Genomic DNA, 25,578 nt, shown 5'->3' on the forward strand with positions numbered 1-25,578 from the left:
GATCCAGTTGGTGAAACCGGCGAACAGCGGGGTGGCGAACATCAGCAGCATGATCGTGCCATGCATCGTGAACGCCTGGTTGAACTGCTCGTTCGACATGATCTGCAGGCCCGGACGGGCCAGCTCGGCGCGCATCAGCAGCGCCATCACGCCACCGATCAGGAAGAACGCGAACGACGTGACCAAGTAGAGCGTGCCGATCGTCTTGTGGTCCGTGGTCGTCAGCCACCGGACGGCCCTGAAGTCTCTGATCCTCTTCACGCCCCGCCTGTGTCCGCGCCCCTCCCGTCGGTCACACTCGGACGGCGCGACGAGCGTCACGGAAGAAGGGTGTGACGATCCGGGCCGTGCCGGACACGAACCGAACATGAGCAACGACGAGGCCTTCGCCGCTGCCTATCGCGAGCACTACTGGGCGGTCAGCCGTTACGTCGCGAGGCGACTGCAGGGTCGGGCCGACGAGGTGGAGGAAGTGGTGGCGGAGGTGTTCACCGTCGCCTGGCGCCGCCGGGCCGACCTGCCCGCGTCCCCGCTGCCCTGGCTGTACGGCGTGGCACGCAAGTGCCTGGCGAACGCAGTACGCGGCTACGGACGCCGGCGCCGGCTGGTGGACCGGCTGGGCAACGACGAGGCCGCGCACGGCCGGCACATCGCGGCCGGCCCCGACGCGGACGCTCCCGGCGCCTGGGTCCACGAGGCACTGGACCGGCTCTCCCCGGCCGACCAGGAGGTGCTCCGCCTCGCCGCCTGGGAGGAACTCGGCGCCGACGACATCGCGGTCGCCCTGGGCTGCGGCAAGCGGGCGGCCGCCATGCGCCTGCACCGGGCGCGGAGCCGGCTCAGAACCGAGATCGACCGCCTGCGGCCCCCGGCGCCGCACCTCGCACCCACCGCCGACGTCACCGTCTTCGAGGACCACCGACATGGCTGACGAACTCGACCTCCTGCGCCGCGTCAACCCCGTGCCCCCCGACGGCCCCCACTTCGGCGACGGGCCCCTGGACCACCACGCCGAGCGGCGCCTGCGGCGGCTGCTGCACGAGGACCGCCCACGGCGCCGCGTCCCCCTCGGCCGTACCCCCCGGGCCCGGCTGCTGTGGGGTCTCGCCGCCACCGCCGTCGTCCTCGGCACGGCCCTCACCGCGCTGCTCGGCGGCCCGAGCAGTCCCCCGGCGGTGGCCGCGCCGCGCCCGCTGACCGTCCACGCCCACTCCACCCCCGTGGCCCTGCAGGACCTGGCCGCCCTCGCCGCGGCGGCAGCCACGGACGGCTCACCGGCGCTGCGCAAGGGCACGCACGTCCAGTCCTGGAGCCTCGGGATGAGCGAGGACAAGCCGCCCCTCACCCTCCCCGAGGAGCGCATCGTGCGCTGGAGGGCCGACGACAGCCACACCGAGCTGGTCGTCGCGACCGACCCGCGCCACCCCGGCCGCCCCGTCCTCACCGACACGGGCGGCGAGCCGCGCCTGGTGGCGGACGGCCACGTCCTCAGCCGCACGACGTACCCGCCGAGCTGGAGCGACGCCCCGCCCTTGGCGCGCCCCCCGCGCACCCCGGCAGCGCTGCGCGCCTATCTCGCCGAGACGGTCCGCAGCACGTCCCTGGACACCTCCCGACTCCTCGACGCCACCCAGGAGTTGATGGACCACTGGACCCTGGGCGCCCGCGAGTCGGCGGCCCTCGTCCGGCTCCTGGCCGGCGCCGACGGGCTGCGCCCGGCCGGGCAGGTGACGGACCGGCTCGGCCGGCTCGGGCAGGCGTACGTGTACGAGGCAAGGGGCAGCCGCCGGATGCTGATCCTCGACCCGCGCACCGGCGCCGTCCTCGGCCTGGAGACCACCCTCACCCGGGACGACCCGGAGTTCGGCGTCAGGGCCGGGGACGTCGAGGAGTACAGCGCATGGATGCGTTGAGCACCCGCGGCCGCCGCGCCGGGCACCGCCGCCGGGCACGCGTCCGGCCCAGCGTCGCCCGGACCGAGAAGGTCCAGGTCAGCCGGGAGGCGACCTGGACCCGTGCGACCCTGCTCGCTACTCGTCCCATGCCTGGATCATGATCTGTTCGGCTATCTTGCCGTCGCGCAGCGTGATCATGGACTCGGCGAGCACCCGGGTGCCGTCCCCGTACTGGCAGGACTCGCTGAACGCCGCGTGGTCGCCCTGCACGACGCACCGGTCCAGCTTGTGCGTCATGTCGCGGCGGTAGACGTCGTCGAGCAGTTCGGCTATCTCGCGGCGGCCGTGCAGCACCTTGGGGTGGCTGGGCTGGCTGTTGCGGTCGACGATGCGGATCTCCGCGTCGTCCGCGTACAGGGACAGCAGTGTGTTGCCGGTGTTCCCCTCGATGCCCCGGCGCAGTGTCTCGATGTCGAAGGCGGAGCCTGTCGCGGTGCCCATGGTGACCTCCTTCAGGCGCCCGCGGCCCGGCGAGGAGCGGGCCGCCCGGGCCCCACCTTCGAGACTCCTCCGCCCCGGCGCGCTCGGCAAGCGCAGCGGGCGCCCGGCGCCCGGCGGCCGGAAAGATCCACGCGAGCCGTCGTGTCCGTGCCCCTACCGACCGGTCGCGCGTAGGGTCGGCACCGAAGGCATGTCGATGGAAAAGAGGCCTGGCCATGGCGCAGGAAGTACGCGGCGTGATCGCACCGGGGAAGGACGAGCCCGTACGGGTCGAGACGATCGTGGTCCCGGACCCGGGGCCCGGCGAGGCCGTCGTACGCGTCCAGGCCTGCGGTGTCTGCCACACCGACCTGCACTACAAGCAGGGCGGAATCTCCGACGACTTCCCCTTCCTGCTCGGCCACGAGGCCTCCGGCGTCGTGGAGTCCGTGGGGGAGGGGGTCACCGAGGTGGCACCCGGTGACTTCGTCATCCTCAACTGGCGTGCCGTGTGCGGCAACTGCCGGGCCTGTCTGCGCGGGCGCCCCTGGTACTGCTTCAACACCCACAACGCCCGGCAGAAGATGACGCTGGCCGGCACCGGACAGGAACTCTCCCCGGCCCTCGGCATCGGTGCCTTCGCCGAGAAGACGCTCGTCGCGGCCGGACAGTGCACCAAGGTGGACCCGGCCGTCTCCCCGGCGGTCGCCGGACTGCTGGGCTGCGGAGTGATGGCCGGCCTCGGCGCCGCGATCAACACCGGCAACGTCGGCCGGGGCGACTCCGTCGCCGTCATCGGCTGCGGCGGCGTCGGCGACGCGGCGATCGCCGGGTCGAACCTCGCCGGCGCGGCGCGGATCATCGCCGTCGACATCGACGACCGCAAGCTGGACAAGGCCCGCACGCTCGGCGCCACCCACACCGTCAACTCGAAGGAGACCGACCCGGTCGAGGCGATCCGCGAGCTGACCGGCGGCTTCGGCGCCGACGTCGTCATCGAGGCAGTCGGCCGCCCCGAGACCTACCAGCAGGCCTTCTACGCCCGCGACCTGGCCGGCACCGTCGTCCTCGTCGGCGTCCCCACCCCCGAGATGAAGCTCGAACTGCCGCTGCTGGACGTCTTCGGCCGCGGCGGCGCCCTCAAGTCGTCCTGGTACGGCGACTGTCTGCCCTCCCGGGACTTCCCGATGCTCATCGACCTGCACCTGCAGGGCCGCCTGCCGCTCGACGCGTTCGTCACCGAGACCATCCGGCTCGACCAGGTGGAGCAGGCCTTCGAGCGGATGCACCACGGCGACGTGCTGCGCTCGGTGGTGGAGCTCTGATGACCACGCGCATCGAACGCCTCGTCACCTCCGGCCACTTCAGCCTCGACGGCGGCACCTGGGACGTGGAGAACAACGTGTGGATCGTCGGCGACGAGCGCGAGGTGATCGTCATCGACGCCGCCCACGACGCCGAGGCCATCGCCGCCGCCGTCGGCGACCGCCGCCTGACCGCCATCGTCTGCACCCACGCCCACAACGACCACATCGACGCCGCGCCCGCCCTCGCCGACCTGACCGGCGCCACCATCTGGCTGCACGCCGACGACATGCCGCTGTGGAAGCTCACCCACCCCGACCGCGACCCCGACCGGCATCTCGTCGACGGCCAGGTCATCGAGGCCGCCGGCGCCGACCTGACCGTCCTGCACACCCCGGGGCACGCGCCCGGCGCCGTCTGCCTCCACGACCCCGGGCTCGCCACCGTCTTCACCGGCGACACCCTCTTCCGGGGCGGCCCGGGCGCCACCGGACGCTCCTACTCCCACTTCCCGACGATCATCGACTCCATCCGCGACCGGCTGCTCGCCCTCCCGCCCGAGACCAAGGTGCTCACCGGCCACGGCGACTCCACCACCATCGGCGCCGAGGCCCCTCACCTGGAGGAGTGGATCCGGCGCGGCCACTGAGCCGCCCCGCCGGAAAAGGCGACAGAAGATGTCCGGCTTTCCCGGGAGAGTGGCGCACGACAGCAGCCGCAGCACACGGGAGGCCGGACATGTCAGGGCCGTTGCAGGGCAGGGTCGCGCTGGTCGCCGGGGCGACCCGGGGCGCGGGACGGGGCATCGCCGTGGAACTCGGCGCGGCGGGCGCCACCGTCTACGTCACCGGGCGCAGCACCCGCGCCCGCCGCTCCGAGTACGACCGCCCCGAGACCCTGGAGGACACCGCCGACCTCGTCACGGCGGCCGGCGGCCAGGGCATCGCCGTCCCCTGCGACCACCTGGACAGGCCCGCGGTACGCGCCCTTGTGGACCGCATGGCGGACGAGCGCGGCCGGCTGGACCTTCTCGTCAACGACATCTGGGGCGGCGAGCACCTCTTCGAGTGGGACACGCCCGTGTGGGAGCACGACCTCGACAAGGGGCTCCACCTGCTCCGGCTCGCCGTCGAAACCCATGCCGTCACCAGCCACTTCGCGCTGCCCCTGCTGCTGCGCCGGCCCGGCGGCCTGGTCGTGGAGGTCACCGACGGCACCGCCGACTACAACCGCGACACCTACCGCGTGAACCTCTTCTACGACCTCGCCAAGGCCTCCGTCCTGCGCATGGCTTTCGCGCTGGGCCATGAACTCGGCCCGCGCGGAGCCACGGCCGTCGCGCTGACCCCGGGCTGGATGCGCTCGGAGATCATGCTCGACGCCTTCGGTGTGCGCGAGGACAACTGGCGCGAGGCCCTGGCCCGGGAGCCGCACTTCGCCATCTCCGAGACCCCGCGCTTCACCGGCCGCGCCGTCGCCGCCCTCGCCGCCGATCCGGACGTGGCCCGCTTCAACGGACAGTCCCTCTCCAGCGGCGGCCTCGCCCGGGAGTACGGCTTCACCGACCTCGACGGCAGCCGGCCCGACGCCTGGCGGTACCTGACCGAGGTGCAGGACGCGGGGAAGCCGGCGGACGTGACGGGATACCGGTGAAGACGTGCTCGGACGCGGGCAACCGCGCCCGTCAGCAGTTCGCCAGCACCGCCAGCACCCGCTCGACATCGGCCGCGCCGGTACGCCAGTTGCTGAACGCGGCACGCAGCGCGGGCACCCCGCCGTACACCGTCGGCGTAAGGTAGGCCTCCCCCGAGTCGGCGACCGCCCGCGCCAGGGCGTCCACCCGTTCCTGCGCCGGGACGGCCTCGCCGGCGAGCGTGAAGCAGACGACGTTGAGCCGGACCGGGGCCAGCAGCCGCAGGCCCGGCAGGGCGTCGATGCCCTCGCCCAGGCGGCGGGCGAGGGCCACGTTCCGCTCGACGATCTCGCGGTGGCCGGCCCGGCCGTACGCCACCAGCGAGAACCAGGCGGGCAGGGCGCGCAGCCGCCGTGAGTTCTCCGGCGTCAGATGCAGGAAGTCGGGCTCGCCGGCGGGCGGGCCCAGATACGGGGAGGCGTTGTGGAACACCGCCACCTGCAGATCGCGGCGGCGGGTGAACTGCACGGCCGCGTCATAGGGCACGTTGAGCCACTTGTGCAGGTCCACGCAGACCGAGTCGGCCGCATCCAGCCCGTCGACGAGAGCGGCGTACACGGGGGAGAGGGCGGCGAAGCCCCCGAAGGCGGCGTCCACGTGCAGCCAGAAGTCGTACCGCTCCTTCAGCGCGGCGATCGCCCGCAGGTCGTCGAAGTCGACGGTGTTCACCGTGCCCGCGTTCGCCACCACGATCGCCGGACGGCCGCCCGCGTCCGCCAGCGCCTCCTCCAGCGCAGCCACGTCGACGGCCTCCCGGTTGCCCGCCGTCAACGGCACCCGGCGCAGCCGGCCGCGGCCGATGCCCAGCACCGACAGCGCCTTGGTGACGCTGGAGTGCGGGCTGCCGGAGAGCACGTCGACCGGGCCGAGCGCGGCGGCGCCCTCCTGGGAGACGTCCACCCCGAGCCGCTCACCGAGCCACTCCCGGCCGATCGCCAGCCCGACCGTGTTGGACACCGTCGCTCCGGTCACGAAGGCCCCGCTGTGCGCCTCGCTCAGCCCGAACAGTTCGCGCAGCCACGCCACCGTTTCGCGCTCCAGGTCCGCCGCCCAGGAGCCACCGGCCCCGGAGAGGTTCTGGTCGAACGCGGCCGTCAGCCAGTCCCCGGCGACCGACGCGGGCGTGGCACCGCCGGTGACGAAGCCCAGGTAGCGGGGCCCGGCCGAACCGGAGAAGCCCGGTGCCCAGCGCTCGGCGAACCGTGCCAGGGCGCCCTCGCCGCCCGCTCCCTCCTCCGGCAGGGGCGCCCGCCCGGGAGCCTCGCCGGGCGCGGCGACCGGCCGCTCGGAGAGGCCCGCGACCTCGCGGGCGGCGAAGTCGCGGGCAGCCTGCAGGAGTTCGGGAAGCCGTGAGAGATCACCGGCGAGCGTGGGGTCCATGAGCCGCAGGGTAGGCCGCGGGACACCTCATGCGCCCGGTCCACCTGAGGGCAACTGGACTGGTGTGACGGGGCCCGGCTGCCGTCCGGTCCCGAAGTTCACCGTTGCGTCACAGCCTGGCCGGAACCACAACCGTCAGCCGCCTGAGCTGGTCTAGTAGGCCGAGAACGCGGGAATCGCGAAGGGAACGACCCGGGGGAGGCCCTGGGGGCGAAAAGGGGAGAAGGGGAAGAGGACGACATGGGGGACATACGCAGACGAGGTGTCGTCGCGCTGGGCGTCACCGCCCTGGTGGCGCCGCTCACGCTCGCTTTCACCGCGGCACCGGCCCAGGCCGCGAGCTGCACCACACAGGCGGGCCCGTACCAGAAGCAGGTGGAGAAGTTCCTCGGCCGTCCGGTCGACGGAAAGCAGTCCTCCGCCGACTGCAAGGCCATCCAGGCCTTCCAGAACAAGCACGGCATCACGCCCGCCGTCGGCTACGCCGGCCCCGTCACCTGGGGCGTGATGGACCTGATGAACAAGCAGAAGGCCGTGGGGAACAACCCCAACAAGGACGGCAAGTGCCCGGTGAACAAGGGCCGCATCGCCTGCGTGAACCTCACGCTCCAGCTCAGCTGGATCCAGGACGGCAACAGGCTCGTGTACGGCCCGGTGCCCGTGCGCACCGGCCGCAAGGGGTACGTCACCCGCACGGGGCTGAAGAAGATCTACTGGCGGGACATCGACCACGTCTCGAACATCTACAACGTGCCGATGCCCTACAGCCAGTTCTTCGACGGCGGCCAGGCCTTCCACTCGGTCAACCTCAGCATGTGGAATCCGCCGGGCTCGCACGGCTGCGTCAACATGACCACGACGGAAGCCAAGAAGTACTGGTCGCTGCTGAAGACGGGTGACGACGTCTTCGTCTACGGCCGCAAGCCGGGCACCTGACCCCTCACGCCCCCGGTGCGCCCCCGAAGTCGGGGATCGCCGGCCGGACCCCGCCCTGCCGTGCGGACTCACCGACGGCAGGGTGCGCGTGTTCACCGCGGTCACGAAGTCGTCCACAGGCCGCCCGCAGCTCCGTCCCGGACGCCGATCGCCGACACGCTCACCGCATGCGTCTGCAAGGCCCCGAGCACCCCGGTAGCCGGCGGTCGAACGCCAGTCCTCGCCGCCGCTGTACCGGTAGGCGTCGTAGAAGCCGAAAATCTGCGGGTCAGCCTGCGGGCAGGCCGATCTGGTCGCGTTCGAGCACGGAGCGGAGCTCCGAAAGGACCTGTACGGCGGCCAGTCCTGAGGGGCCGCCGAGGGTGTCTGCGGTCAGCTCGGCCAGCGTTTCGGTGAAGGTCGCCTCCGCCGCCTCGACGAGTTGCAGGCCGTCATCGGTCAGGTCCAGCAGTGATGAGCGGCGATCCGATGGATTGGTTCGCCGTATGACCCATGCCTGCTTCTCCAGGCGGTCGGTGCCCTTGCTGGTCGCACCGATCCCGATGGCGAACTCGGCGGCGAGGTCCGCCACCCGGGAGCCGGGGTGGTCCCGCAGGAAGCGCAGGAATTCGAACTGCGAGGTGACGATCCCGTGCCGCTCGCGAAGACGGTCGTTCAGCGCGTTGTAGAGGCGCGTCTCGCAGCGAACGAGGTCGGCGAAGAAGCCCGGGAGGTCGACCCGGCCGCCGCTTGACTTGGATGCCATGGCATATATCTTAGCCTACATGCCTAGGCATATACTTCCTTGGCATGCACCTTGCGATGGAGGCGACAATGAGCAGGCAACAGCGCGCGGAGATCGACGCGATGGTCCGGCGGCCCCGGCCTGAGGGCCCTCGGTCGGTGGAGGAGCTCCGCGCCGGGTTCAGGGCCATGATGGGCGAAATGATCGTCCCGGCCGGGATCCGCACCCAGACTGCGATGCTCGGCGACCGGCCCGCGGTGCTCGTCGAGCCGGCCGGCACTCCGAAGGCCGGGACAATCCTCTACTTCCACGGCGGCTCCTACGTGGTCGGTTCACCGGAGACGGCGATGTCGCTGACGGGGAACCTGGTGACCAGAACAGGATTCAGGGCGTTCTCGCTGGATTATCGGCTTGCCCCTGAGCACCCGTTCCCGGCCGCGATCGAGGACGGGCTGAGCGCCTACCGCGCACTTCTCGACAGCGGCGAAGACCCTTCGGCGATCGCGTTCGCCGGGGACTCCGCCGGTGGCGGCCTTACCGTCACCACCTGCCTCGCCGCTCGCGGCGCGGGCCTGCCCATGCCCGCCGCGATCGTGGCGTTCTCCCCCGGACTCGACATGACCCGGACAGGCGGGAGCATGGACAGCAAGGCGGGCATCGATCCGTTCTTCACGCGTGAGGGCCTGGAACACACCGGGGCCATGTACCTTGCGGGACAGGACCCGCACCAGCCCATGCTCAGCCCCGCCATCTGCGCCGACCTGACCGGTTTCCCCCCGATACTTCTGCAGGCGGGCACCAACGAAATGCTCCTGGACGACTGCACACGCATGGCCACGCGCGCGAGGGAAGCCGGAGTGGACGTCATCCTGGACATCACCGCTGACGTTCCACATGTCTTCCAGGCGTTCGCCGGCGTCCTGGACGAAGCCTGCGAGGCACTGGAGCGCGCCGCTCTCTTTCTCAGCCAGCACATCCGCACCAAGGGCACGGCACACACGTCAGCAAGCTGAAGGCGGCAGACGCCCTCATACGGACGACGGCCCACACCCCGCGCCGTGGCTCGCCGTTCCCCTCCCTGGCAGCCGGGGCCCCGCCCCGCTCCGAGGGCCATTCAAGACCCCGGGGCCCGTTCGCCGTAGGCAGTGATCGGCGAGTACGGCCCGTATCCCGAGCGGCTGCGGCAGCAGTAAGCAGCAAAGCGAGGTGAGGTGGACCTGTCCCTGGTCAGCACCGACTCCACCACCACGCGCGCTCACCACGACGCCGCCGGGATGCACTTGGACCCTGGCGAGGGATCGCCACTCGGTACGACAAGACCCCGGACAGCTACCTCGCCGGCCTCCACCTGCGCGCGTCGATGATCTGGCTCAAGGACCTCACGAAAACCGCCCCTTGATCACCACTCGATACGCACCCCGGTCGCCCTCGGTGTAGAAGAGCCGCCCGAAGGCGCCCTCCTCCGTGGTGATCGCCATGGGGACGGCGGAGTGCCCGTGCTACCAGATCCGCGCCGCCACCGGCCGGGATGCCACCCCTACGAGAAGATCCTCGCCGGTGCCGCCGCCGGCGAGCCCATGGCCCACCGGGTGATCACCGGGGCCGCCCGGGCGCCGGGCACGCTGGTCGCGCAGATCGCCGATTTCGCGCTCCCGGAGAAGATCCTGCTCGCCGGGGAGGGTGTCGGGCTCATGGATGTGGCGGGGGCTCGGTGCGGGACACGATCCGCGCCCTGCGGCACCCCCAGGCGGCCCCGGTGGACCTGGAGGCCAAGATCTCCGACTTCCACGCGGAGCCGTCCTGAACTCCCGCCCTCCCTTGACATATTGACGTGATGAGTAACACGGTCCGATATGTCCGTATCTAGTGGCTTTACTCACAGCACCTTCACCGCGGGCGGCATATGCTTCACAGCATGTCCACCACTGTTGAAGCCGCCTCCGAGCGATCGGCCGCGGAGGTCAACGAGGAGATCCGGGCCCTGTGGCGCCGGTCGGGCGGGACACTGACCACCGAGCAGCGCGCGGAGTACCAGCGCCTCGTGATGGAGTGGGCCGCCGCCGCCCCGCAGCCGTCCCGGGCAGCCTGACCCGAGCGGCGGACGACCGCCATGACCATCGGGGCACCCGTGAAGGCTCGGGTGCCCCTTCTCGTGTTGGCGTGTGTGCGAGAACCCCGCTGTCAGCCCCACGTCGCCGAGTAGTACCGCTGGTAGGCCTTGCGGTCCTGCTCCGCACGGATCCAACGGGTCGCGACGAGGGCGATCAGGCTGCCCGCGATCACCAGCAGACCCGGGCCGACGTTCCGGGTGTCCGTGAGCCGGGCCAGCAGCGTCTCGCCCTCGGCGGCACCCGTCACCGGCGCGGCGGAACCGGGCGAGGCGGCGCTCGGCGCGGCACCCTGCGTGGCCGCCGCGGACGGCGCCGGTGAGGCGCCTTGGCCGCCGGCCTGCTGCGTCGACACCAGCAGCTTGACGTTCAGCGCCGCCAGCGCCTTGGTCAGCGGCTGGAAGAAGGTCGTCCCGCCCGTGGTGCAGTCCCCGCTGCCGCCCGAGGTGACGCCCAGCGCGATGCCCTCGGAGAACAGCGGGCCGCCGCTGTCGCCGGGTTCGGCGCACACGTCGGTCTGGATGAGCCCGGTGACCGTGCCCTCGGGGTAGTTCACCGTCGCGTTCAGCCCGGTGACCTGCCCGTCGTGCAGCCCGCTGGTACTGCCGCTGCGGAACACCCGCTGCCCGACGGTCGGATCGGCCACCCCGGTGATCCGTACGCCCTTGCCGCCGCCGACGGCGACCACGTCGGCGCCGTCACCGGCCTTGCCGGAGTTGTACTGCACCAGCGAGAAGTCGTTGCCGGGGAAGGTGCTGCTGACCGTCTTGCCGAGCTGCTGGTCGCCCTGGTTGTCGGCGAACCAGACGGACCCGGAGGGGCCGCAGTGACCGGCGGTGAGGATGAAGTCGGTCTGCCCGTTGGTGACGTTGAAACCGGCCGAGCAGCGACCGCCCGTCGACAGGATCGGCTGCGCGCCGTTCAGCCGCGTGGTGAAGGTGCCCTTCGTGCGCTCCATCTGCACGAAACTGCCGATACGCGTGGCCACCTGGGTCATCCGCGACCAGTCGGCCGCCGACACGGTGTGGTCGGCCTGCACCACGACCCGGTTGGTCCGGTAGTCCACCGACCAGGCGGTGCCCGCCACCCGGGGTGCCGAACGCAGCGTAGCGGCGGCCGACTTGAGCTCGTTCATGCTGTGCGGGACGAGCTTCGCCCGAGCCCCGGCCTCCCGCACCGTCCGCGCCGCCCCGGCGTCGGTCACCGCCACCACGGGCCGGCCGTCGGTGCCGATCCAGTTGCCCGCGGTCCGTGCCGTGCCGAGCCTCGCCACCAGTGCGGCGCCGGTGTCCGTGTCCGTCCCGGACGCGCTGAACGGCCTGGCGGACGCCGGGGGAGTCTCGCTCGCCATGGCCGCCTGGGCGACCATGGTGCCTCCCAGGAGGAGTCCGCCGACCGCCGCCAGCCGTGTCACTCGCCTCACGACCCGTCGTCGTGCGTGCCTCATGCCTGGCTCCCGAACCCCGAACGCGCGATGCCGTGCCGGCACCGCGGGGCCCTCCGGTCGCGAGCGCCCGACTCTGAGTACGTGGCCCGGTACGGCACCGTTCAGCCGGGCGGTGATCTTCTCGGGCCGCGTTCAGTTCTTGTGTGCCACCCCGCCGAACATGGCGACCTCCTCCGGCTCCGCCGCGTCACCGCCGTCCGGACGCCGGCGCGAGTCGGACACCACGCCCGGCTCCAGCAGCTCCAGCCCGTCGAAGAACCGGGCTACGTCCTGCGCGGTGCGCCGGGTCGGTCTCGGCGTGCCGTGCTCGTTCCAGAACGTGACCGCCTCGTCCACGTCCGGCATCGCCGGGTGGGTCACCGTGTGCGACAGCACCAGGTGACTGCCGGCCGGCAGCCGCCGTACCAAACGGTACGGATCCTCGTCGTTTCCGGGTGCAGTTGGTGGTTCCGGTCCCCGGCCGCCCGGTCGACCTCGTACTTGTCCTGCCGCCGAGCCAGTGGCCAGGGGGTTGTCGGTCACGTGGGTCAGCTCCTGGACGCCGGAGATGTGCCCCGTTTCCGCTCGTGCCTCGGCCCCCTATCTTGAGCCCCATGACCAGCATTCCGCAGGACACCCCCGGCGACCCCGACCCGCTGCGCGCCCTGAGCCTGGCGCAACTGCGCCGGCGTACGAGCATGAAGTGGCGCACCTACCCCGAGGACGTGCTGCCGCTGTGGGTGGCCGAGATGGACGTCCCGCTCGCCGCGCCGGTCGTCCGCGCCGTCACCGACGCGCTCGCCCTCGGCGACACCGGCTATCCGGCGGGCACCGCCTACGCCGAGGCACTGGCCGCCTTCGCCGCCAAGCGCTGGCACTGGGACGGGATCGCGCTCGAGCGCACGGCCATCGTCCCGGACGTGATGCTCGGAGTGGTCGAGATGCTCCGGCTGGTCACCGGGCCCGGCGATCCGGTGGTCGTCAACTCGCCGGTGTACCCGCCGTTCTACCAGTTCGTCACCCACATGGACCGCCGTGTGGTGGAGGCGCCGCTCGGCGCCGGTCTGCGCCTCGACCTCGACCTGCTGGAGAGCACCTTCCGCGGGCTCACCGCCGACGGTGGCCGGGCCGCGTTCCTGCTGTGCAGCCCGCACAACCCCACCGGCACCGTGCACACCGCCGCCGAACTCGCCGCCGTCGCGGAACTCGCCGAGCGGTACGGCGTCCGGGTCGTCGCGGACGAGATCCACGCCCCGCTCGTCGCCCCCGGTACCACCTTCGTGCCGTACCTGAGCGTGCCCGGCGCCGAGCGCGGCCTGTCGCTGATGTCCGCGTCCAAGGGGTGGAACCTGGCCGGTCTCAAGGCGGCCGTCGCCCTCGCCGGACCGGGAGCCGCCACCGACCTGGCCCGGATGCCCGAGGAGGTGAGCCACGGCCCCAGCCACATCGGCGTCATCGCCCACACCGCCGCACTGAACGAGGGCATCGGCTGGCTGGACGCCCTGCTGGCCGGCCTCGACGCCAACCGGCGCCTGCTCACGACCCTCCTGGCCGAGCACCTCCCCGCGGTACGGCCGCACCCGGGCAGGGCCACCTACCTGGCCTGGCTCGACTGCCGGGCGCTCGGCCTCGGCGACGATCCGGCGCGGGTCTTCCTCGACCGGGGCCGCGTCGCCCTCAACTCCGGCCTGCCCTTCGGCACCGGCGGCGCCGGGCACGTACGCCTGAACCTGGCGACCTCACCGGAGATCCTCACCGAGGGCGTACGGCGCATGGCGACGGCCCTCGCCTGAAGCGGCCGGGCCGGTTCCCCCGTACGCCCCCTAGACTGCGGCCCATGGACGACACGCGGCTGGACCGGCTCGGCGCCGGCAAGTACCTGCTCGTCACCAGCTACCGCAAGGACGGCAGCCCCGTGGCCACCCCGGTGTGGGTGGTCCGGGACGGGGACGCCCTGGGCGTGTGGACGGCCGCCGACAGCGGCAAGGTCAAACGGATCCGCCGCCGCGCCGACGTCCTGGCCGGCCCCTGCGACGTGCGCGGCCACCCCACCGGCGACCAGCACCCGGCCACCGCCGAGATCGCCGACGCGGCCACCACCGCCCGCTACCGCACCCTCATCGCCCGCAAGTACGGCCTCCTCGGCCGCCTCACCTTGCTGGGCAGCCGGCTGCGGCGCGGACTGGACGGCACGGTCGGGATCCGGGTGACCCTCACGCCCTGACCGGGCGCCCCCGAGGGGCTCCGAGGGGCGGCCGCCGCTCAGAGCCCCGGGCGGCTACGACGCGTCGAGCACCGTGCCGTTCATCTCCAGCCCGCCCGACTGCGGCTCACCGGTCTCCGGGTCGATCTGCCGGAACCGCACCGACTCGGCGGGCTCCGCCAGCCGGTCCTTCACCGTGGGGACGCTGACGTCGGCGGTCGTCTTCCCGGGCGGGATGTCCACCCACAGGTAGAGACCGCCCTCCAGCTTGGACAGGGGCCGCTCCGGGTCCGGCGACGCGCCGGTGGTGTCGCGCAGCCAGCGCGCCGGCACGTCCTTGGTCGACAGCTCCGGACCGGTCACCGGGGCGGCCATGAAGACCGTGCCCATGCCCACGTCCACGGCCTCGGACAGCGACACCCGCCAGGTCAGGGTCTTCCCCTCGGTGACCCGGTCGGCGACCGGGGTGACGGTCACCTTGGGCGCCGGGTCGTCGTCGTGCACGGTGATCCCGCCCCGGTAGGAACCGACGACCGCGCCCCGCACGGCCTTGACGAGGATGTCGTACGACACGTCGACGCCGTAGCGCGTGTTGCCCTTCACCTCGACCGGTACGTCGATGTCGTGGCTGCCCGGACGCACGGTGACCAGCCGGTTCTTCGCCCGCCCGGTGGCCGGGTCGATCACGTACACCCGGACCTGTCCGCTGCCGTGCCCGGACACCTCGACCGGCACCCGGTAGGTGCGCACACCGGAGTCGCCCTCGTCGACGGTCGTCCGGCCGACGTCCACCCGCGGCAGGGCGGCCGCCCGCGCCGCAGGCAGCCCCGGCCGCCAGCCCCACGCGTCCATCAGCCAGGCCCGCCCGGAACGCGAACGGGGGGTCAGCTCCAGCGACTTGACGTGCCGCAGGTCGAGGTGCGCCCGGCCGGCCGCCGTCAGCGGCAGCCGGATCTCACGGGCCCAGTAGGAGGCGGTGCGCTCGCTGCCGGGCAGCCCGTCGACCGTGACCCGGCCGAGGACCGCACGGCGGCCCGAGGCGTCGGTGACGGCCACGTCCAGGCGCGTGCCCCGGGAGTTCGGCGGCACGAACAGCCGCAGCGCCAGCGCCTTGGCGCCGGACAGCGACTGCGGCTCCTTGGCGCGCACCCGCGCCGCGGCGCCGGCCCGCGTCCAGTGCAGCGCGACCGCGTGCCGGCCGGCCTCGGGCTCCGTCTCCCACTGCGCGAAGTGCGGTGAGGCGCCCTTGGCGCCCTGGTTCAGGCACGCCCGGGCCGGAGAGGAGTCCACCGCCGAGCACAGCCGCGCGCCGGTCACGGACACCCCGCCGTCCGGCAGGAACCCGGCGCCCCGGCGACCGCCCACGGCGTGCGTGAGGACCCGCGCCGGGTCCGCCGACGGCGCCCGCTTCCCGGAGCCGTCCAGCAGCGGCCGGACCCGGTCGTCACCGGCGAGGAAGAGCCGCGCGGCGGCCGCGATGTAGGTCGAGCCGGCCCGGTGCTGCTGGTTCGCGGTCAGCCGGGTGGCGGCGTGCTTGCCGCACACCGGGTCGTGGTGCTGCGAGTCGTCGAAGAAGTCGTCCTCGGCGGGCGCGGCGGCCTGTCCGGGGGTCCACTCGGAGTTGAAGAAGTTGTGGTTGGCCCCGATGACGTACACGGCGCTGTGCAGGGCGGTGCCGCGGCTGACGGCGCGCGTGCCGTCGACGTACACCTCGCCCTGCAGGTCGGAGACGTCACCGTCGCAGCCGGGCAGGATCGTCGCCGACGGCACGTCGGGCACCGGGTTCTGGCCGAAGACCGTGGGGCCGATGAGGACCAGGCCGCGGATGGTCCAGCGCACCGGGCCGTGGTACCCGTCCTGCGCGGCGGGCGGCGGATACAGGCTGTCCAGCGCCGCCCGGTTCACCCCCTCGCCGCCCCGCGAGTGCCCGACCAGCAGGACGCGGGACAGGTCGGCGCGGGGCGCGTTCCGCACGACCGCGGGGGCGGTCCCGGGATGCGCGGACCAGTCGGCCCAGCGGGCCAGGTGCAGCCGGACCAGCGAGGAGCGGGCCTGCGCGCCGCCGTCCTCGGCCGCCCAGTCCTGCCCGTTGATGCCGTTCGCGGAGATCGACACGGTCACATAGCCCTGGGAGGCCAGCAACCGCTGGTCGCGCAGGTAGCCGCGGTGGCTGGGCACCGCCTTGGTGCCGGCCGGGCAGGGCCAGTCACCGGTGATGTCGTTGCCCTTGTAGCAGGTGGCGTGGCGGCCGTGCAGGAACAGCGCGAGCGGACGCGGTCCGCGCGCACCGGTGGGGGCCACCACCACCGCCCGCATCTCCACCGGGGCGGAGAAGCCCGGCAGGCGCACCGACTCGAGCCGGTACTCACCGGTTCTGGTGTGGTAGCGCCCGGCCTTGCCCGGATCCGCGCCGTTCGCCGGCAGCGGGGCGGGCGGCTGGACGGCCGGGCCCGCGGAAGCGGTCGCTGCCCTGGTGTCCAACCGGCGTCCGGCCGACCACACTTGCAGGTCCCGCAGCGTGCCGGTGCGCGGTCCGTCGAGCCGCAGCCGGAAGGTGTGCCCGTCCGTGCCGGGCCGGGGAACTCCCAACAGCCGTCCGTCGGCGCGGAACTCCACGCGTGCGTCGCCCATGGGCACCGCGCGGTCCGAGCGCCACACCAGCTGCGGCGCCGCCCGCCCGCCGCCGATCGTCCAGCCCGGCGGCAGTGTCCTGTCGGCCGTGGCACTCGATGCCCGTACGGCTGACGGTGGTTGCCCCTGTGCGACTGCCGCCCCTGGGGAGCCTCCCGCCACCGCGAGCAACGCGGTGGCGGTGACCCATATGTGCCGGGCACGGACCACAGTTCCTCCTCGAACCCCGACCTCGGGCGTCCCGGCGGTCCCGGGCGCCCCTCGCCCCCCGGAGGACGGAGAGGAGACCCTGTGGGTTGCCTGTGCAGGAGAAGTGGTGGATCACGCCGTGCCTTATCGGCCAACGGGCGGTGCGGAGAAGCTCTTTGACCTCAGGTCCAGGCCCGGTACGGCTCGTCGAGAAGCTGGAAGACCGGCTCGCCGCGCACCGGGTCCTTGGCCGTGGACAGCCGCACCCGGTCGCCGCTGTGGATGCCGACGGGCGGCCCCATCACCCGGCCCCGGACGACGAACCCCTCGGCCATCTCGATCAGGGACACGTTGCGCGCCGCCGGGGTGTTGCGGTGCACCACGGTGGAGTGGCGCACCGTGCCGACGCCCTCGCTGCGTTCCGTGCGCAGATCGCTGCCCTGGCACACCGGACACAGGAGCCGGTGGTACATGGCGGTGCCGCACCAGGTGCAGCGCTGGAAGTGGATGGCGTCCCTGGAGTCCGCGGCCTGGGGTTCGAGCACACCCGTCGCGGAGCCGGCCGCCGGATGCGAGACGCTTGCTGAGTGGTGGTACACGCTGGTCAACTCCCTGCGCTCGGCCGGAATCCGGCGTGCGCGGGGGGAACCGTGCACGCCTGTGCGCGGTTGCCGTGCCACCGTGCACGACCGACAGGGTATGGCACTGAGTGTCACACGTAAAGGCACTCCGTACCCCGAATTCGTGGAGACCTCGTGGACGGCCGGGCCCGGGGCGGCGCCGCCTCAGGCCCGGCCGAGCGCCGATTCGAGTTCCTGCACCACCCGCCACAGCGGTGCGTCGCGGCGCGTGACCAGCACGACGACGTCCTCGGGAGCCTCGGACCACTCGCTCCCGGGCGCCGGCGCCGACCGGACCGGCGCCGGCCGGGCGAACGCGGCCTGCACACAGCCGAGGGCGTGGTCGACCGATGCGTCCGCGTCGCCCTTGCCGTCCGAACGCAGCCAGGAGCGCAGGGCGTTGTTGTGCGCCGCCACCACCGCGGCCGCGATCACGTCGGCCCGCAGCGTCCCGTCGGGCCGCCCGGCGAACCGCGCGCGCAGGTACTCGGCGAGCGCGCGCTCGTAGCGCCACACCACCGACAGCTCGTAGGCGCGCAGCCCCGGCACCTGCTTGGTGAGCCGGTAGCGCTGCACAGAGAACGTCGGGTTCTCCGCGTACATCCGCAGCACCAGCCGGGCCGCGTCGCAGACCCGGCGCACCGGCTCGTCCTCCTCGTCGCTCGCCGCGAGGAACGCGGTCATGTCGGCGAGGCAGCGCTCGTGGTCGGGAAAGACCACGTCCTCCTTGGAGGGGAAGTAGCGGAAGAAGGAGCGCCGGCCCACCCCGGCCAGCGTCACGATGTCGTCCACCGTGGTCTGCTCGTACCCGCGTTCCAGGAAGAGCCGGAAGGCCGCCGCGACCAGGGCGTCCCGCATCGGCGGCTTCGCGGCCGGCGCCGCGCTGCTGGAGCTCATGAACGGGAACGTAGCACCCGGCGGGCCTTCATGACACTCAGTGCAGCAAGTGGCCGCCCAGTGGGGAACTGAGTGCTCTGACGTTAACCCGTTCGTGCTCTGACGTAACCTTTCTCCATCATCGTCGCTCCCGGCCGCCGTGCCGAGGCCGGCCCTGCCCGAGGAGACCCCGCATGCCCGCCGCCCGCCCCCGCCTGCTCTACGTCACGGACCTGGCGTACCAGGCCCGCGGGCGCCGCTACTGCGACGAGGACATCCTGCTCAGCGCCCGGCTGCGCGAGCATTTCGACCTGGCCCTCTGCCACCCGCAGGACGCCGCCGCCCTGATGGACGGCTACGACGCCGTCGTCGTCCGCAACAGCGGGCCGGTGCTCGGCTACCAGAGGGCGTACGACGCCTTCCGCGCCCGTGCGCTCGCCACCGGCATCCCGGTGTACAACCCGCTCACCGGCCGGGCCGACATGGCCGGCAAGCAGTACCTGCTCGACCTGAGCGACGCCGGTTACCCCGTCATCCCCACCGTCGATCGGGTCGGCGACCTGCACCGGCTGCCGGCCGCCGAGCGATACGTGGTCAAGCCCAAGCTGGGCGCGGACTCGCTCGGTCTGCGGATCCTGCCCGCCGGACGGCTCACCGGCCTCGCCGACGGCGCCGTGCTCATCCAGCCCTGCGTCGACTTCGCCTACGAGGTCTCCTTCTACTTCGTCGACGACGACTTCCAGTACGCCCTCCACGCACCCGACCCCGGGCGCCGCTGGGAGCTCGAGCCGTACGCGGCCACCGCCGCCGACCTCGAGTTCGCCCGCCGCTTCGTCGACTGGAACGGCCTCGGCCACGGCATCCAGCGCGTGGACGCCTGCCGCGCGCCGGACGGCGAACTGCTGCTGGTCGAGCTGGAGGACCTCAACCCCTACCTGTCCCTGGACGCCCTCCCGGAGGACGCCCGGGACGCCTTCGTCACCGCGCTGACGGCTTCCCTGAGCCGCTTCGTGCACGGGGCGCGCGTCCCGGCCTGAGCTCCCGGCCCCGCCCTCCGGCCTGAACGGGTCCGCTCCTCCCGCCGTATCTCAGCACGGGACCGCGCATTCCCGTACGTGGACGGAAAGGGGAGCAGGGTGCCGACACCGACCGACCCCGAACAGCCGCCCGCCGGACCGGTCCTGGAACCCGTCCGCGTCCAGCGGCTGCGCCGTTTCGACGCCCTCGCCGAGCTGATGCGGGAGATGCGCCCGGAGCCGGAGACGTACGAGTCCTTCGGCCCCGCACCCCGGCCGGGCACGGCCTCCGCCCGGACCCTGCGCGCCGAGGACGAGACCCAGGAACTTCCCCCCCACCCGGGCGGCGGCCACCCCGCCGGCTCCGGCGTCCCCGGCCGCGGCCTGCGCCGGGCCGCCGTCGTCGTGGCCGTCGGCGCGGCCGCGCTCGTCGGCTTCGCCGGCGCCCTGCTGCTGCCCGCCGGCCACCCCGCCACCGCGACCGCACGGCCCGTCCACCCCGCCACGCCGTCCCCGGCCACCACCGCGCCGGCCACCAACGCGCCGGCCGCACCCGACACCACCCCCGCCGACGACCCCGACGGCCCCGGCACCCTGCGCCAGGGCGACACCGGCCCCCAGGTCACCGACCTGCAGCGCCGCTTACTGAGCATCCCCGACGTCTACCGCGACGGCTCCCTCAGCGGCACCTACGACGCGGTCCTCACCGAGGCCGTGGCCCGCTTCCAGCTCTGGTACGGCATCAGCGGCGACGAGACCGGCGTCTACGGCGACGACACCCGGCGCGCCCTGGAGTCCCGGACCGGCACGGGCACCGGCGGCTGACCCCGCCGGAGTGTTGGGCTCCGCCTCCCGTGGCACTCTGAGGGTGCGATGACGGCGCGGACGGGAGCGGAGCGGCATGGCGGACGTGGGTGGCTTCTTCGACCGGCTGGACCCGGACATGTGCCTGGTGACGGCCGTGGCTGCCGGTGAACGGGCCGGCTGTCTGGTGGGCTTCGCCTCGCAGTGCTCGATCCAGCCGCAGCGGTACGCGGTGTGGCTGTCCAAGGCCAACCGCACCTACCGGGTGGCCCGGGCCGCGCACTGCCTCGCCGTCCACCTGCTCACCCGGGAGCAGCGCGGCCTCGCCGAGCTCTTCGGCGGGGAGACCGGCGACGACGTCGACAAATTCGCGCAGGTGCAGTGGCAGGAAGGACACGGCGGGGCGGCCGTCCTGACGGGTGCGGCGGCCTGGTTCGTCGGCACCATCCTGCACCGCACCGACGGCGGCGACCACGTCGGTTTCGTCCTCGACCCGGTGCAGTGGGGCGCGGGCCCCGACGGGCCGCTGCTACGGCTGTCCGACGCGCTGCCGATCGACGCCGGTCACCCGGTGGACTGACCCGCTCCCGGACGCCGGTCATCGGCTGGTAAAAACGGTCGCACACCGTCCGGCAGGCCCCACCATGGGCAGTCACCCAGCGGCCCGCCGCCGGGCGCACCTCGCACCACGAACGAAGGCCACGCCGATGACCGGCTCCCGCATCCCGGGCCTGCTAGTGCCCGCCGTGTTCCTGCTGGCCCTGGCCGTCGGCCTGTGCTGGTACTGGCGGCACCGCGACGACGACTGACCACGTGGGGGCGGCCGGCGGGGGAGCGCTACTCGTCGCCCAGCGGCACCCGGATGTCCAGCACGCACACGTCGTCCCGCCGCTCCTCGGCGAGCATCGCGTCGAGCAGCGCCTCCAGGGACCCCGACGGACCGCAGGCGTGCGCACGGACGGCGTCGGCCAGCCGGGCGAACCCCGTGTCCAGCCCCTCGCCGGGGCGCTCCATCAGGCCGTCGGTGTACAGCAGCACCCGGTCCCCGGGCACCAGCGGCAGCTCGGCCGACTCGTACAGCGGGTTGGCGCTGGCGCCGAGGAGCATGCCGCCGGGGCGCTCCAGGAAGTGCACCTCGCCGTCGCGGACCAGCAGCGGCGGCGGATGCCCGGCCTGGGCCCAGGCCAGGACGTGGGCGGCGGGGTCGTAGCGGGCCAGCACCATGGTGGCGGTGCACTGGCTGTCCCGGGAGTGCAGCAGCAGCTGGTTCAGCCGGGCGAGGGCTCCGGTCAGTGAGGACCCGGTGCTGACCATGCCCTTGGCGGTGAACCGGAGCTGGGCCATCGTCGCCACCGCCCCGATGCCGTGACCCGCCACGTCACCGACCACGAACAACGCGTCGTCGTTGGGCAGTTCGATGGCGCTGAACCAGTCGCCGCCGACGTGGATGCCCGACTGGGCGGGCAGATAGGCGACGTCCACGCGCAGCCCCGCCAGCCGCACCGGCTTGTTGGGCAGCGGCAGCAGCGCGTGCTGCAGCCGGGCGGCCAGCGCCCGCTCGGCCTGCAGGATCCCGCGCTGCAGCAGGACCGCGCGCTCGCTCTCCACCAGGGCCAGTTCGGCACTGCGCTGCGCGGTGAGGTCCTGCACGAAGCCGTGCACCTCGGCGGGGGTGCCGTCCGGCTCGGTCACCGCCTCGGCGACGAACCTGAGATGCCGCACGCCCTCGGTGGTGGGGATCCGGAACGGCACGTCGAACGGGCGCGCGTGCTGGACGAGTTCGGCGACGGCGTGGGCCAGGGCGCCGGCGTCCTCGGGCAGTACCAGGTCGGGCAGCTCCTCCAGCCGGACCGGTCCGCGGGCGGCGTCGCGGCCGAGCACCGTGTACGCCTGCGCGGACCAGGTGATCTCCTGGGTGACCAGGTTCCAGTTGGCCCAGCCGAGGTTGCCGAGCCGCTGGACGTCGGCCAGCCGCTGCTCCTGGCGCTCCACGGGGTCGTGCCGCAGCCAGGTCACCAGCAGCCCGGCGCCGAGCGGGGCGGCGCGCACCGAGTAGGTGGCGGTCACGGGCACGCCGTCGGCGACGTCCTGGTAGGCGAACGGCTCGCTCTCGAACGGCGCTCCGGTGGCCAGCGCGTCCAGGTAGCCGTGCCAGAGCGGTTCGCCCGCGACGGTCGGGTAGCTCTCCAGAATGTGCTTGCCGATCATGTCCCGCCCGGCGCGGCCGAACACGTCGACCGCCTCGGGGGTGGCCGCGTCGATGCGGTAGTCCTCCACCTCACCGGAGGGGGAGCGCAGCGGGCTCAGCAGGACCGTCGCGCCCGGCAGGGCGTCGAGCACGGCCTGCACGGTCTGGGCGATGCCGTCCTCGGAGCCCTCCTGCGGGACGTCGAAGGCGCGCAGCCGACCCGCGCACAGCCGGGCGACGGCCCGCAGCAGCTCGCGCTCGCGCGGGGTGAACGTCCCGTCCTGACGGCGCAGCACCCCGAGCGTGGCGTGCGCCGTGGCACCGGGCGGCACGGGCACCCAGGCCCGCGTCGCCCACCGCCCGGGCGGCTCCCCGATCCGCAGGTGGTGCCCTTCCGCGGCCGGGTCCTCCAGCCAGCAGGGCTCCCCGGTCTCCAGGGTCTCCAGCGGGGCGACGCCGCCCACCGGCGGCACGCGGCGCCACTGTGCGGCGAGGGCCGCGTCCAGCCCGGCATGCCCGATCAGCTCGAGCCCCCCGTCGGGCAGCCGCCGGTAGAGCATCACGGCATCCGCGCCGGCCTCGGGCCCCAGGTGGTCCAGCAGGCACCCGGCCAGCCCCTGCGGGGAGTCGACGCGGACCAGGTCCCGGCCCAGATGGGCGAGGACGTCCGCGATGTCGCCGGTACGGGCGGACGCGGGCTCCCAGACGGCGGCGGACGCCGCGTCCGCCTCGGGGGACTGCAGGCCGGCCGCGGCGATCTGCTGTTCCGACGGCAGCAGGGCGCCCAGGGTGAGCCAGCACTCCTCCAACAGCGTGCGGCCACCGTCCTTGGCGCGCTGCTGCAGTTCCTCGTGCGCGCTGTCGGGGGAGCATCCGGTGGTCGCCATCAGGGCGCCCTTGGCCCGCTCCAGCACGGCCGAGACCGCGGCCAGGTCCCGCAGCCGCTCCATCTCGGCACGCTGCCGGGCCACGACCTTGGCCAGCGCCGCCACGTCCGCACCGGCGCCGGGTTCCGCAGGAGACGCGGGCTCACTCGTCACGCGTTGAGCATCGCACAACTCGCGGCCTTCGATCACTCGCCTACGGGGACCGGTTCCCCGGGGTTTCCACAGAACGCCGGGGGTGTGAGGGCGCGAGCGGCGGACCGGTGGCGGGTGGGGGGGCTGGTTCACGCCGGGGCGCACGGAGAGCCACGTGCGCGGTGGCGGGGGCCCGACTCCCGCACCGGCTCGGAGCGGGGAGGCGAGGCGGGTGTCGTGCAGGGGCTCCTGCCTGCCGCGCGTGGCCCGCCAAGTGCCGGGGCCGGCCCCTCAGGAACCCCCGCGCCTCCCCCGGTCCGCCGTGGGCGTCAGCGGGCGTGGCCGCGGGCTGCCAGGGCCTCGCTGACCGCGCGGACGCTGCGGGCGATGTGCTGAAGCTGCATCACCTCGGCCGCGTACAGCTTGATCGTGTGCTCGATGACCGACTCGGGCAGCCCCAGGACCGGCAGCTCGGCGCGGGCGGTCTGCAGGGCGGTCCTGGCCACCCGGATCTCCTGCTGGACCTGTATCTGCGCGTGCCGGGCCAGCAGCACGGGGTGCCGGATCAGCGCCGGGTAACTCGCGTAGCGCGCCGGGATCAGGTCGCGCAGCCACTTGGCCGCCGAGCGTTCCCAGTCGTAGCTGCCGGGCATCTTGACCTGGCAGGGCCAGTCGGGGCTCATGCGCGTGGTGGTCAGGGGCATGGTCTTCGCTTCCGGTGTGCGGCGTCGTGAGGGTGGTCCGACGGTGTGGGGCGGCCCCGGCCTAGGGGATGGCCGGGGCCGCCACGGGCGCGTCGCCGAGGCGGTGCGCCACCGAACACCCGGGGCGCCGACGTGGGTAGGGGACGGCGGCTTGGGGTGTTCGTGCGGGGGCCCCGGACGTCGGGAACCGGCGCGTTGAGCGGGCTTGCTGGCGCATGGGCGGTTCGTCGACTTTCTCGGGGCGGTGGTGCGAGCGGTGAGTCCGCGGGCGGAACGCCCCGGGGTGGGCCGGGTGCGATCCGTGAGCAGTATTTATATATGCCGTCCGCTTTGCAAGACGTATGAAAACATTCATGCGCGATCTGCGGTGAATGATCCACCTACGGTGAAAGATCTCCGTTTGGGGCCGGTGTGGCCGGAGGATCTGCGGGGACACGCCCGGCCCCGCCGCACAATTCAGTCCTTGAGGAAGAACTGCTGCTGATCGGCCACTTGTTCGTACTTCTCCAGCCGGGCCTGCGTCCGTTCCGGATCCGCGTCCGTCATCGCCTGCAGCAGCGCCGCCGCCATCAGACCGGGCGCCCCGTAGGAGTCGAAGACCAGGCGGGAGCCGGTGCCGGTGGCGAAGATGACGTCGGCCTCGTCGGCCAGCGGTCCGAGCGCCAGATCGGTGATCAGCGCGACCTTCAGCCCCGCCTCCCGCGCCACGCGCAGCGCCGTCAGCGTCTCCTGCGCGTGCCGGGGCATCGCGAACGCCAGCACCCAGGTGCCACCCGCCTCGCGGGACTGCAGCAGCGCGTCGTACGCCACGCTGCCGCCCCGCGTCACCAGCCGTACGTCGGGATGGATCCGGCGGGCCGCATAGCCGAAGTACTCGGCCAGCGACACGGAGATGCGCAGCCCCAGCACCGTCAGCGGGGTCGAGCGGGACAGCGCGCGCCCGACCCGGATCACCCGGTCGGGGTCGGCGAAGTCGCGGCGCAGGTTCTCCAGGTTCTGGATCTCCGCGTCGACCGCCGCCTGGAGCTCGTTGGCCCGGTCCTCCTCCCCGGGCCCCCCGGCCAGCGTGCTGAGCGCGATCGACTGCAGCTTCTCCCGCAGCGCCGGGTAACCGCTGAAGCCGACCGCGGCGGCGAAGCGCGTCACGGAGGGCTGGCTGACGCCGACGCGGTCCGCGAGCTCGGTGATCGACAGGAACGCCGCCTCGGTGATGTGCTCGATCAGGTACTGCGCGACACGGCGCTGCCCCGGGGACAGCCGGGGCCCGTCGAACAGCTCCCTGAGCTGGGAGGTCGGCGCGGCCCCGCCCTCCGGCGCGGTCTTGCCGGACGTGATCGCTGACGCCTGGGCGCGTGCCTGCTGCGGCGAGGACACCGGGCGG

The 25,578-nt window shown here is 73.1% G+C and carries 24 protein-coding genes and 2 pseudogenes; 14 read left to right on the forward strand and 12 right to left on the reverse strand.

All coding sequences use genetic code 11. The features are described 5' to 3' along the window. On the reverse strand, positions 1-261 hold a 261-nt coding region (locus ACZ404_RS19280; protein WP_468441395.1), incomplete at its 3' end, for a cbb3-type cytochrome c oxidase subunit I. Positions 262-367: 106 nt separating this feature from the next. On the opposite strand from ACZ404_RS19280, the gene ACZ404_RS19285 reads away from it, so the two are divergent. Together ACZ404_RS19285 and ACZ404_RS19290 are read left to right on the forward strand one after the other, a co-directional pair. After that, positions 368-931, forward strand: coding sequence for an RNA polymerase sigma factor (locus tag ACZ404_RS19285; RefSeq protein ID WP_468441397.1), 564 nt, complete (start codon positions 368-370; stop codon positions 929-931). Continuing rightward, complete coding sequence (locus ACZ404_RS19290; protein ID WP_468441399.1) at positions 924-1,913, forward strand: CU044_5270 family protein; 990 nt, start codon at positions 924-926, stop codon at positions 1,911-1,913. The genes ACZ404_RS19285 and ACZ404_RS19290 overlap by 8 nt, the downstream gene beginning before the upstream one ends. 117 nt (positions 1,914-2,030) lie before the next feature. Here ACZ404_RS19290 and ACZ404_RS19295 read toward each other — a convergent pair whose 3' ends face one another. Next, positions 2,031-2,396 (reverse strand): nuclear transport factor 2 family protein, encoded by a 366-nt coding sequence (locus ACZ404_RS19295; protein WP_468441401.1) that lies wholly within the window; start codon positions 2,394-2,396, stop codon positions 2,031-2,033. 215 nt (positions 2,397-2,611) lie between these two features. On the opposite strand from ACZ404_RS19295, the gene ACZ404_RS19300 reads away from it, so the two are divergent. The 3 genes from ACZ404_RS19300 to ACZ404_RS19310 all read left to right on the forward strand — a co-directional run bounded on the left by ACZ404_RS19300 (position 2,612) and on the right by ACZ404_RS19310 (position 5,333). Beyond that, on the forward strand, positions 2,612-3,700 hold the full coding sequence (locus ACZ404_RS19300; RefSeq protein ID WP_468441403.1) for an S-(hydroxymethyl)mycothiol dehydrogenase: 1,089 nt from the start codon (positions 2,612-2,614) through the stop codon (positions 3,698-3,700). Then, positions 3,700-4,329, forward strand: coding sequence for an MBL fold metallo-hydrolase (locus ACZ404_RS19305; protein WP_468441405.1), 630 nt, complete (start codon positions 3,700-3,702; stop codon positions 4,327-4,329). Before ACZ404_RS19300 ends, ACZ404_RS19305 begins: the two co-directional genes overlap by 1 nt. Before the next feature lie 89 nt (positions 4,330-4,418). Continuing rightward, positions 4,419-5,333 (forward strand): SDR family oxidoreductase, encoded by a 915-nt coding sequence (locus tag ACZ404_RS19310; RefSeq protein ID WP_468441407.1) that lies wholly within the window; start codon positions 4,419-4,421, stop codon positions 5,331-5,333. 31 nt (positions 5,334-5,364) lie between these two features. Here the strand turns inward: ACZ404_RS19310 and ACZ404_RS19315 are convergent, their stop codons facing one another. Beyond that, positions 5,365-6,753, reverse strand: coding sequence for a pyridoxal phosphate-dependent decarboxylase family protein (locus tag ACZ404_RS19315; protein WP_468441409.1), 1,389 nt, complete (start codon positions 6,751-6,753; stop codon positions 5,365-5,367). Positions 6,754-6,993: 240 nt separating this feature from the next. Here ACZ404_RS19315 and ACZ404_RS19320 point away from each other — a divergent pair, with 240 nt between their 5' ends. Further along, a complete protein-coding gene (locus ACZ404_RS19320; protein ID WP_468441411.1) occupies positions 6,994-7,689 on the forward strand; it encodes a L,D-transpeptidase family protein in 696 nt (231 codons plus the stop codon). A 268-nt stretch (positions 7,690-7,957) separates the two neighbouring features. Here ACZ404_RS19320 and ACZ404_RS19325 read toward each other — a convergent pair whose 3' ends face one another. Continuing rightward, positions 7,958-8,434, reverse strand: a complete 477-nt coding sequence (locus tag ACZ404_RS19325) for a MarR family winged helix-turn-helix transcriptional regulator (RefSeq protein WP_468441413.1) — start codon at positions 8,432-8,434, stop codon at positions 7,958-7,960. 44 nt (positions 8,435-8,478) lie between these two features. On the opposite strand from ACZ404_RS19325, the gene ACZ404_RS19330 reads away from it, so the two are divergent. The 3 genes and pseudogenes from ACZ404_RS19330 to ACZ404_RS19340 all read left to right on the forward strand — a co-directional run bounded on the left by ACZ404_RS19330 (position 8,479) and on the right by ACZ404_RS19340 (position 10,502). Next, positions 8,479-9,426 (forward strand): alpha/beta hydrolase, encoded by a 948-nt coding sequence (locus tag ACZ404_RS19330; protein ID WP_468441414.1) that lies wholly within the window; start codon positions 8,479-8,481, stop codon positions 9,424-9,426. 487 nt (positions 9,427-9,913) lie between these two features. Next, positions 9,914-10,202, forward strand: a pseudogene (locus ACZ404_RS19335) (MarR family transcriptional regulator); the annotation flags it as partial. Between the two features lie 114 nt (positions 10,203-10,316). Next, the gene (locus tag ACZ404_RS19340) at positions 10,317-10,502 is read left to right on the forward strand and encodes a hypothetical protein (RefSeq protein WP_468441416.1); all 186 of its coding nucleotides are present in this window, start codon (positions 10,317-10,319) and stop codon (positions 10,500-10,502) included. Positions 10,503-10,594: 92 nt separating this feature from the next. Here the strand turns inward: ACZ404_RS19340 and ACZ404_RS19345 are convergent, their stop codons facing one another. Together ACZ404_RS19345 and ACZ404_RS19350 are read right to left on the reverse strand one after the other, a co-directional pair. Then, positions 10,595-11,968: a S1 family peptidase gene (locus ACZ404_RS19345; protein ID WP_468441418.1), complete on the reverse strand. Its 1,374-nt coding sequence runs from the start codon at positions 11,966-11,968 to the stop codon at positions 10,595-10,597. A 132-nt stretch (positions 11,969-12,100) separates the two neighbouring features. Then, positions 12,101-12,400: pseudogene (locus tag ACZ404_RS19350) on the reverse strand (SAM-dependent methyltransferase); the annotation flags it as partial. A gap of 161 nt (positions 12,401-12,561) precedes the next feature. On the opposite strand from ACZ404_RS19350, the gene ACZ404_RS19355 reads away from it, so the two are divergent. Together ACZ404_RS19355 and ACZ404_RS19360 are read left to right on the forward strand one after the other, a co-directional pair. Beyond that, a complete protein-coding gene (locus tag ACZ404_RS19355) occupies positions 12,562-13,740 on the forward strand; it encodes a MalY/PatB family protein (protein WP_468441420.1) in 1,179 nt (392 codons plus the stop codon). A gap of 44 nt (positions 13,741-13,784) precedes the next feature. Then, positions 13,785-14,171, forward strand: a complete 387-nt coding sequence (locus ACZ404_RS19360; protein ID WP_468441422.1) for a PPOX class F420-dependent oxidoreductase — start codon at positions 13,785-13,787, stop codon at positions 14,169-14,171. 54 nt (positions 14,172-14,225) lie between these two features. Here the strand turns inward: ACZ404_RS19360 and ACZ404_RS19365 are convergent, their stop codons facing one another. The 3 genes from ACZ404_RS19365 to ACZ404_RS19375 all read right to left on the reverse strand — a co-directional run bounded on the left by ACZ404_RS19365 (position 14,226) and on the right by ACZ404_RS19375 (position 18,487). Next, positions 14,226-16,781: an alpha/beta hydrolase gene (locus tag ACZ404_RS19365; RefSeq protein ID WP_468441424.1), complete on the reverse strand. Its 2,556-nt coding sequence runs from the start codon at positions 16,779-16,781 to the stop codon at positions 14,226-14,228. Between the two features lie 371 nt (positions 16,782-17,152). After that, positions 17,153-17,569 (reverse strand): Zn-ribbon domain-containing OB-fold protein, encoded by a 417-nt coding sequence (locus ACZ404_RS19370; protein WP_468441426.1) that lies wholly within the window; start codon positions 17,567-17,569, stop codon positions 17,153-17,155. A 186-nt stretch (positions 17,570-17,755) separates the two neighbouring features. Beyond that, on the reverse strand, positions 17,756-18,487 hold the full coding sequence (locus ACZ404_RS19375; protein WP_468441428.1) for a TetR family transcriptional regulator: 732 nt from the start codon (positions 18,485-18,487) through the stop codon (positions 17,756-17,758). Between the two features lie 173 nt (positions 18,488-18,660). Here ACZ404_RS19375 and ACZ404_RS19380 point away from each other — a divergent pair, with 173 nt between their 5' ends. The 3 genes from ACZ404_RS19380 (at position 18,661) to ACZ404_RS19390 (ending at position 20,866) form a co-directional block, all read left to right on the forward strand. Then, complete coding sequence (locus ACZ404_RS19380) at positions 18,661-19,503, forward strand: ATP-grasp domain-containing protein (RefSeq protein WP_468441430.1); 843 nt, start codon at positions 18,661-18,663, stop codon at positions 19,501-19,503. Between the two features lie 99 nt (positions 19,504-19,602). Continuing rightward, on the forward strand, positions 19,603-20,307 hold the full coding sequence (locus ACZ404_RS19385; protein ID WP_468441432.1) for a peptidoglycan-binding domain-containing protein: 705 nt from the start codon (positions 19,603-19,605) through the stop codon (positions 20,305-20,307). A 76-nt stretch (positions 20,308-20,383) separates the two neighbouring features. Further along, positions 20,384-20,866 (forward strand): flavin reductase family protein, encoded by a 483-nt coding sequence (locus tag ACZ404_RS19390; protein ID WP_468441434.1) that lies wholly within the window; start codon positions 20,384-20,386, stop codon positions 20,864-20,866. Between the two features lie 257 nt (positions 20,867-21,123). Here the strand turns inward: ACZ404_RS19390 and ACZ404_RS19395 are convergent, their stop codons facing one another. The 3 genes from ACZ404_RS19395 to ACZ404_RS19405 form a co-directional block, all read right to left on the reverse strand. Then, positions 21,124-23,424 carry a SpoIIE family protein phosphatase gene (locus ACZ404_RS19395; RefSeq protein WP_468442004.1) on the reverse strand — a complete coding sequence of 767 codons (2,301 nt, stop codon included), beginning with the start codon at positions 23,422-23,424 and terminating at the stop codon, positions 21,124-21,126. A 398-nt stretch (positions 23,425-23,822) separates the two neighbouring features. After that, entirely contained in the window at positions 23,823-24,197 is a 375-nt protein-coding gene (locus ACZ404_RS19400; RefSeq protein ID WP_468441435.1) for a hypothetical protein, read from the reverse strand. Positions 24,198-24,653: 456 nt separating this feature from the next. Further along, positions 24,654-25,571 (reverse strand): MurR/RpiR family transcriptional regulator, encoded by a 918-nt coding sequence (locus ACZ404_RS19405; RefSeq protein ID WP_468441437.1) that lies wholly within the window; start codon positions 25,569-25,571, stop codon positions 24,654-24,656. Positions 25,572-25,578 lie beyond the last annotated feature (7 nt).

It is taken from the genome of Streptomyces sp. NPDC030798 (assembly GCF_055572275.1).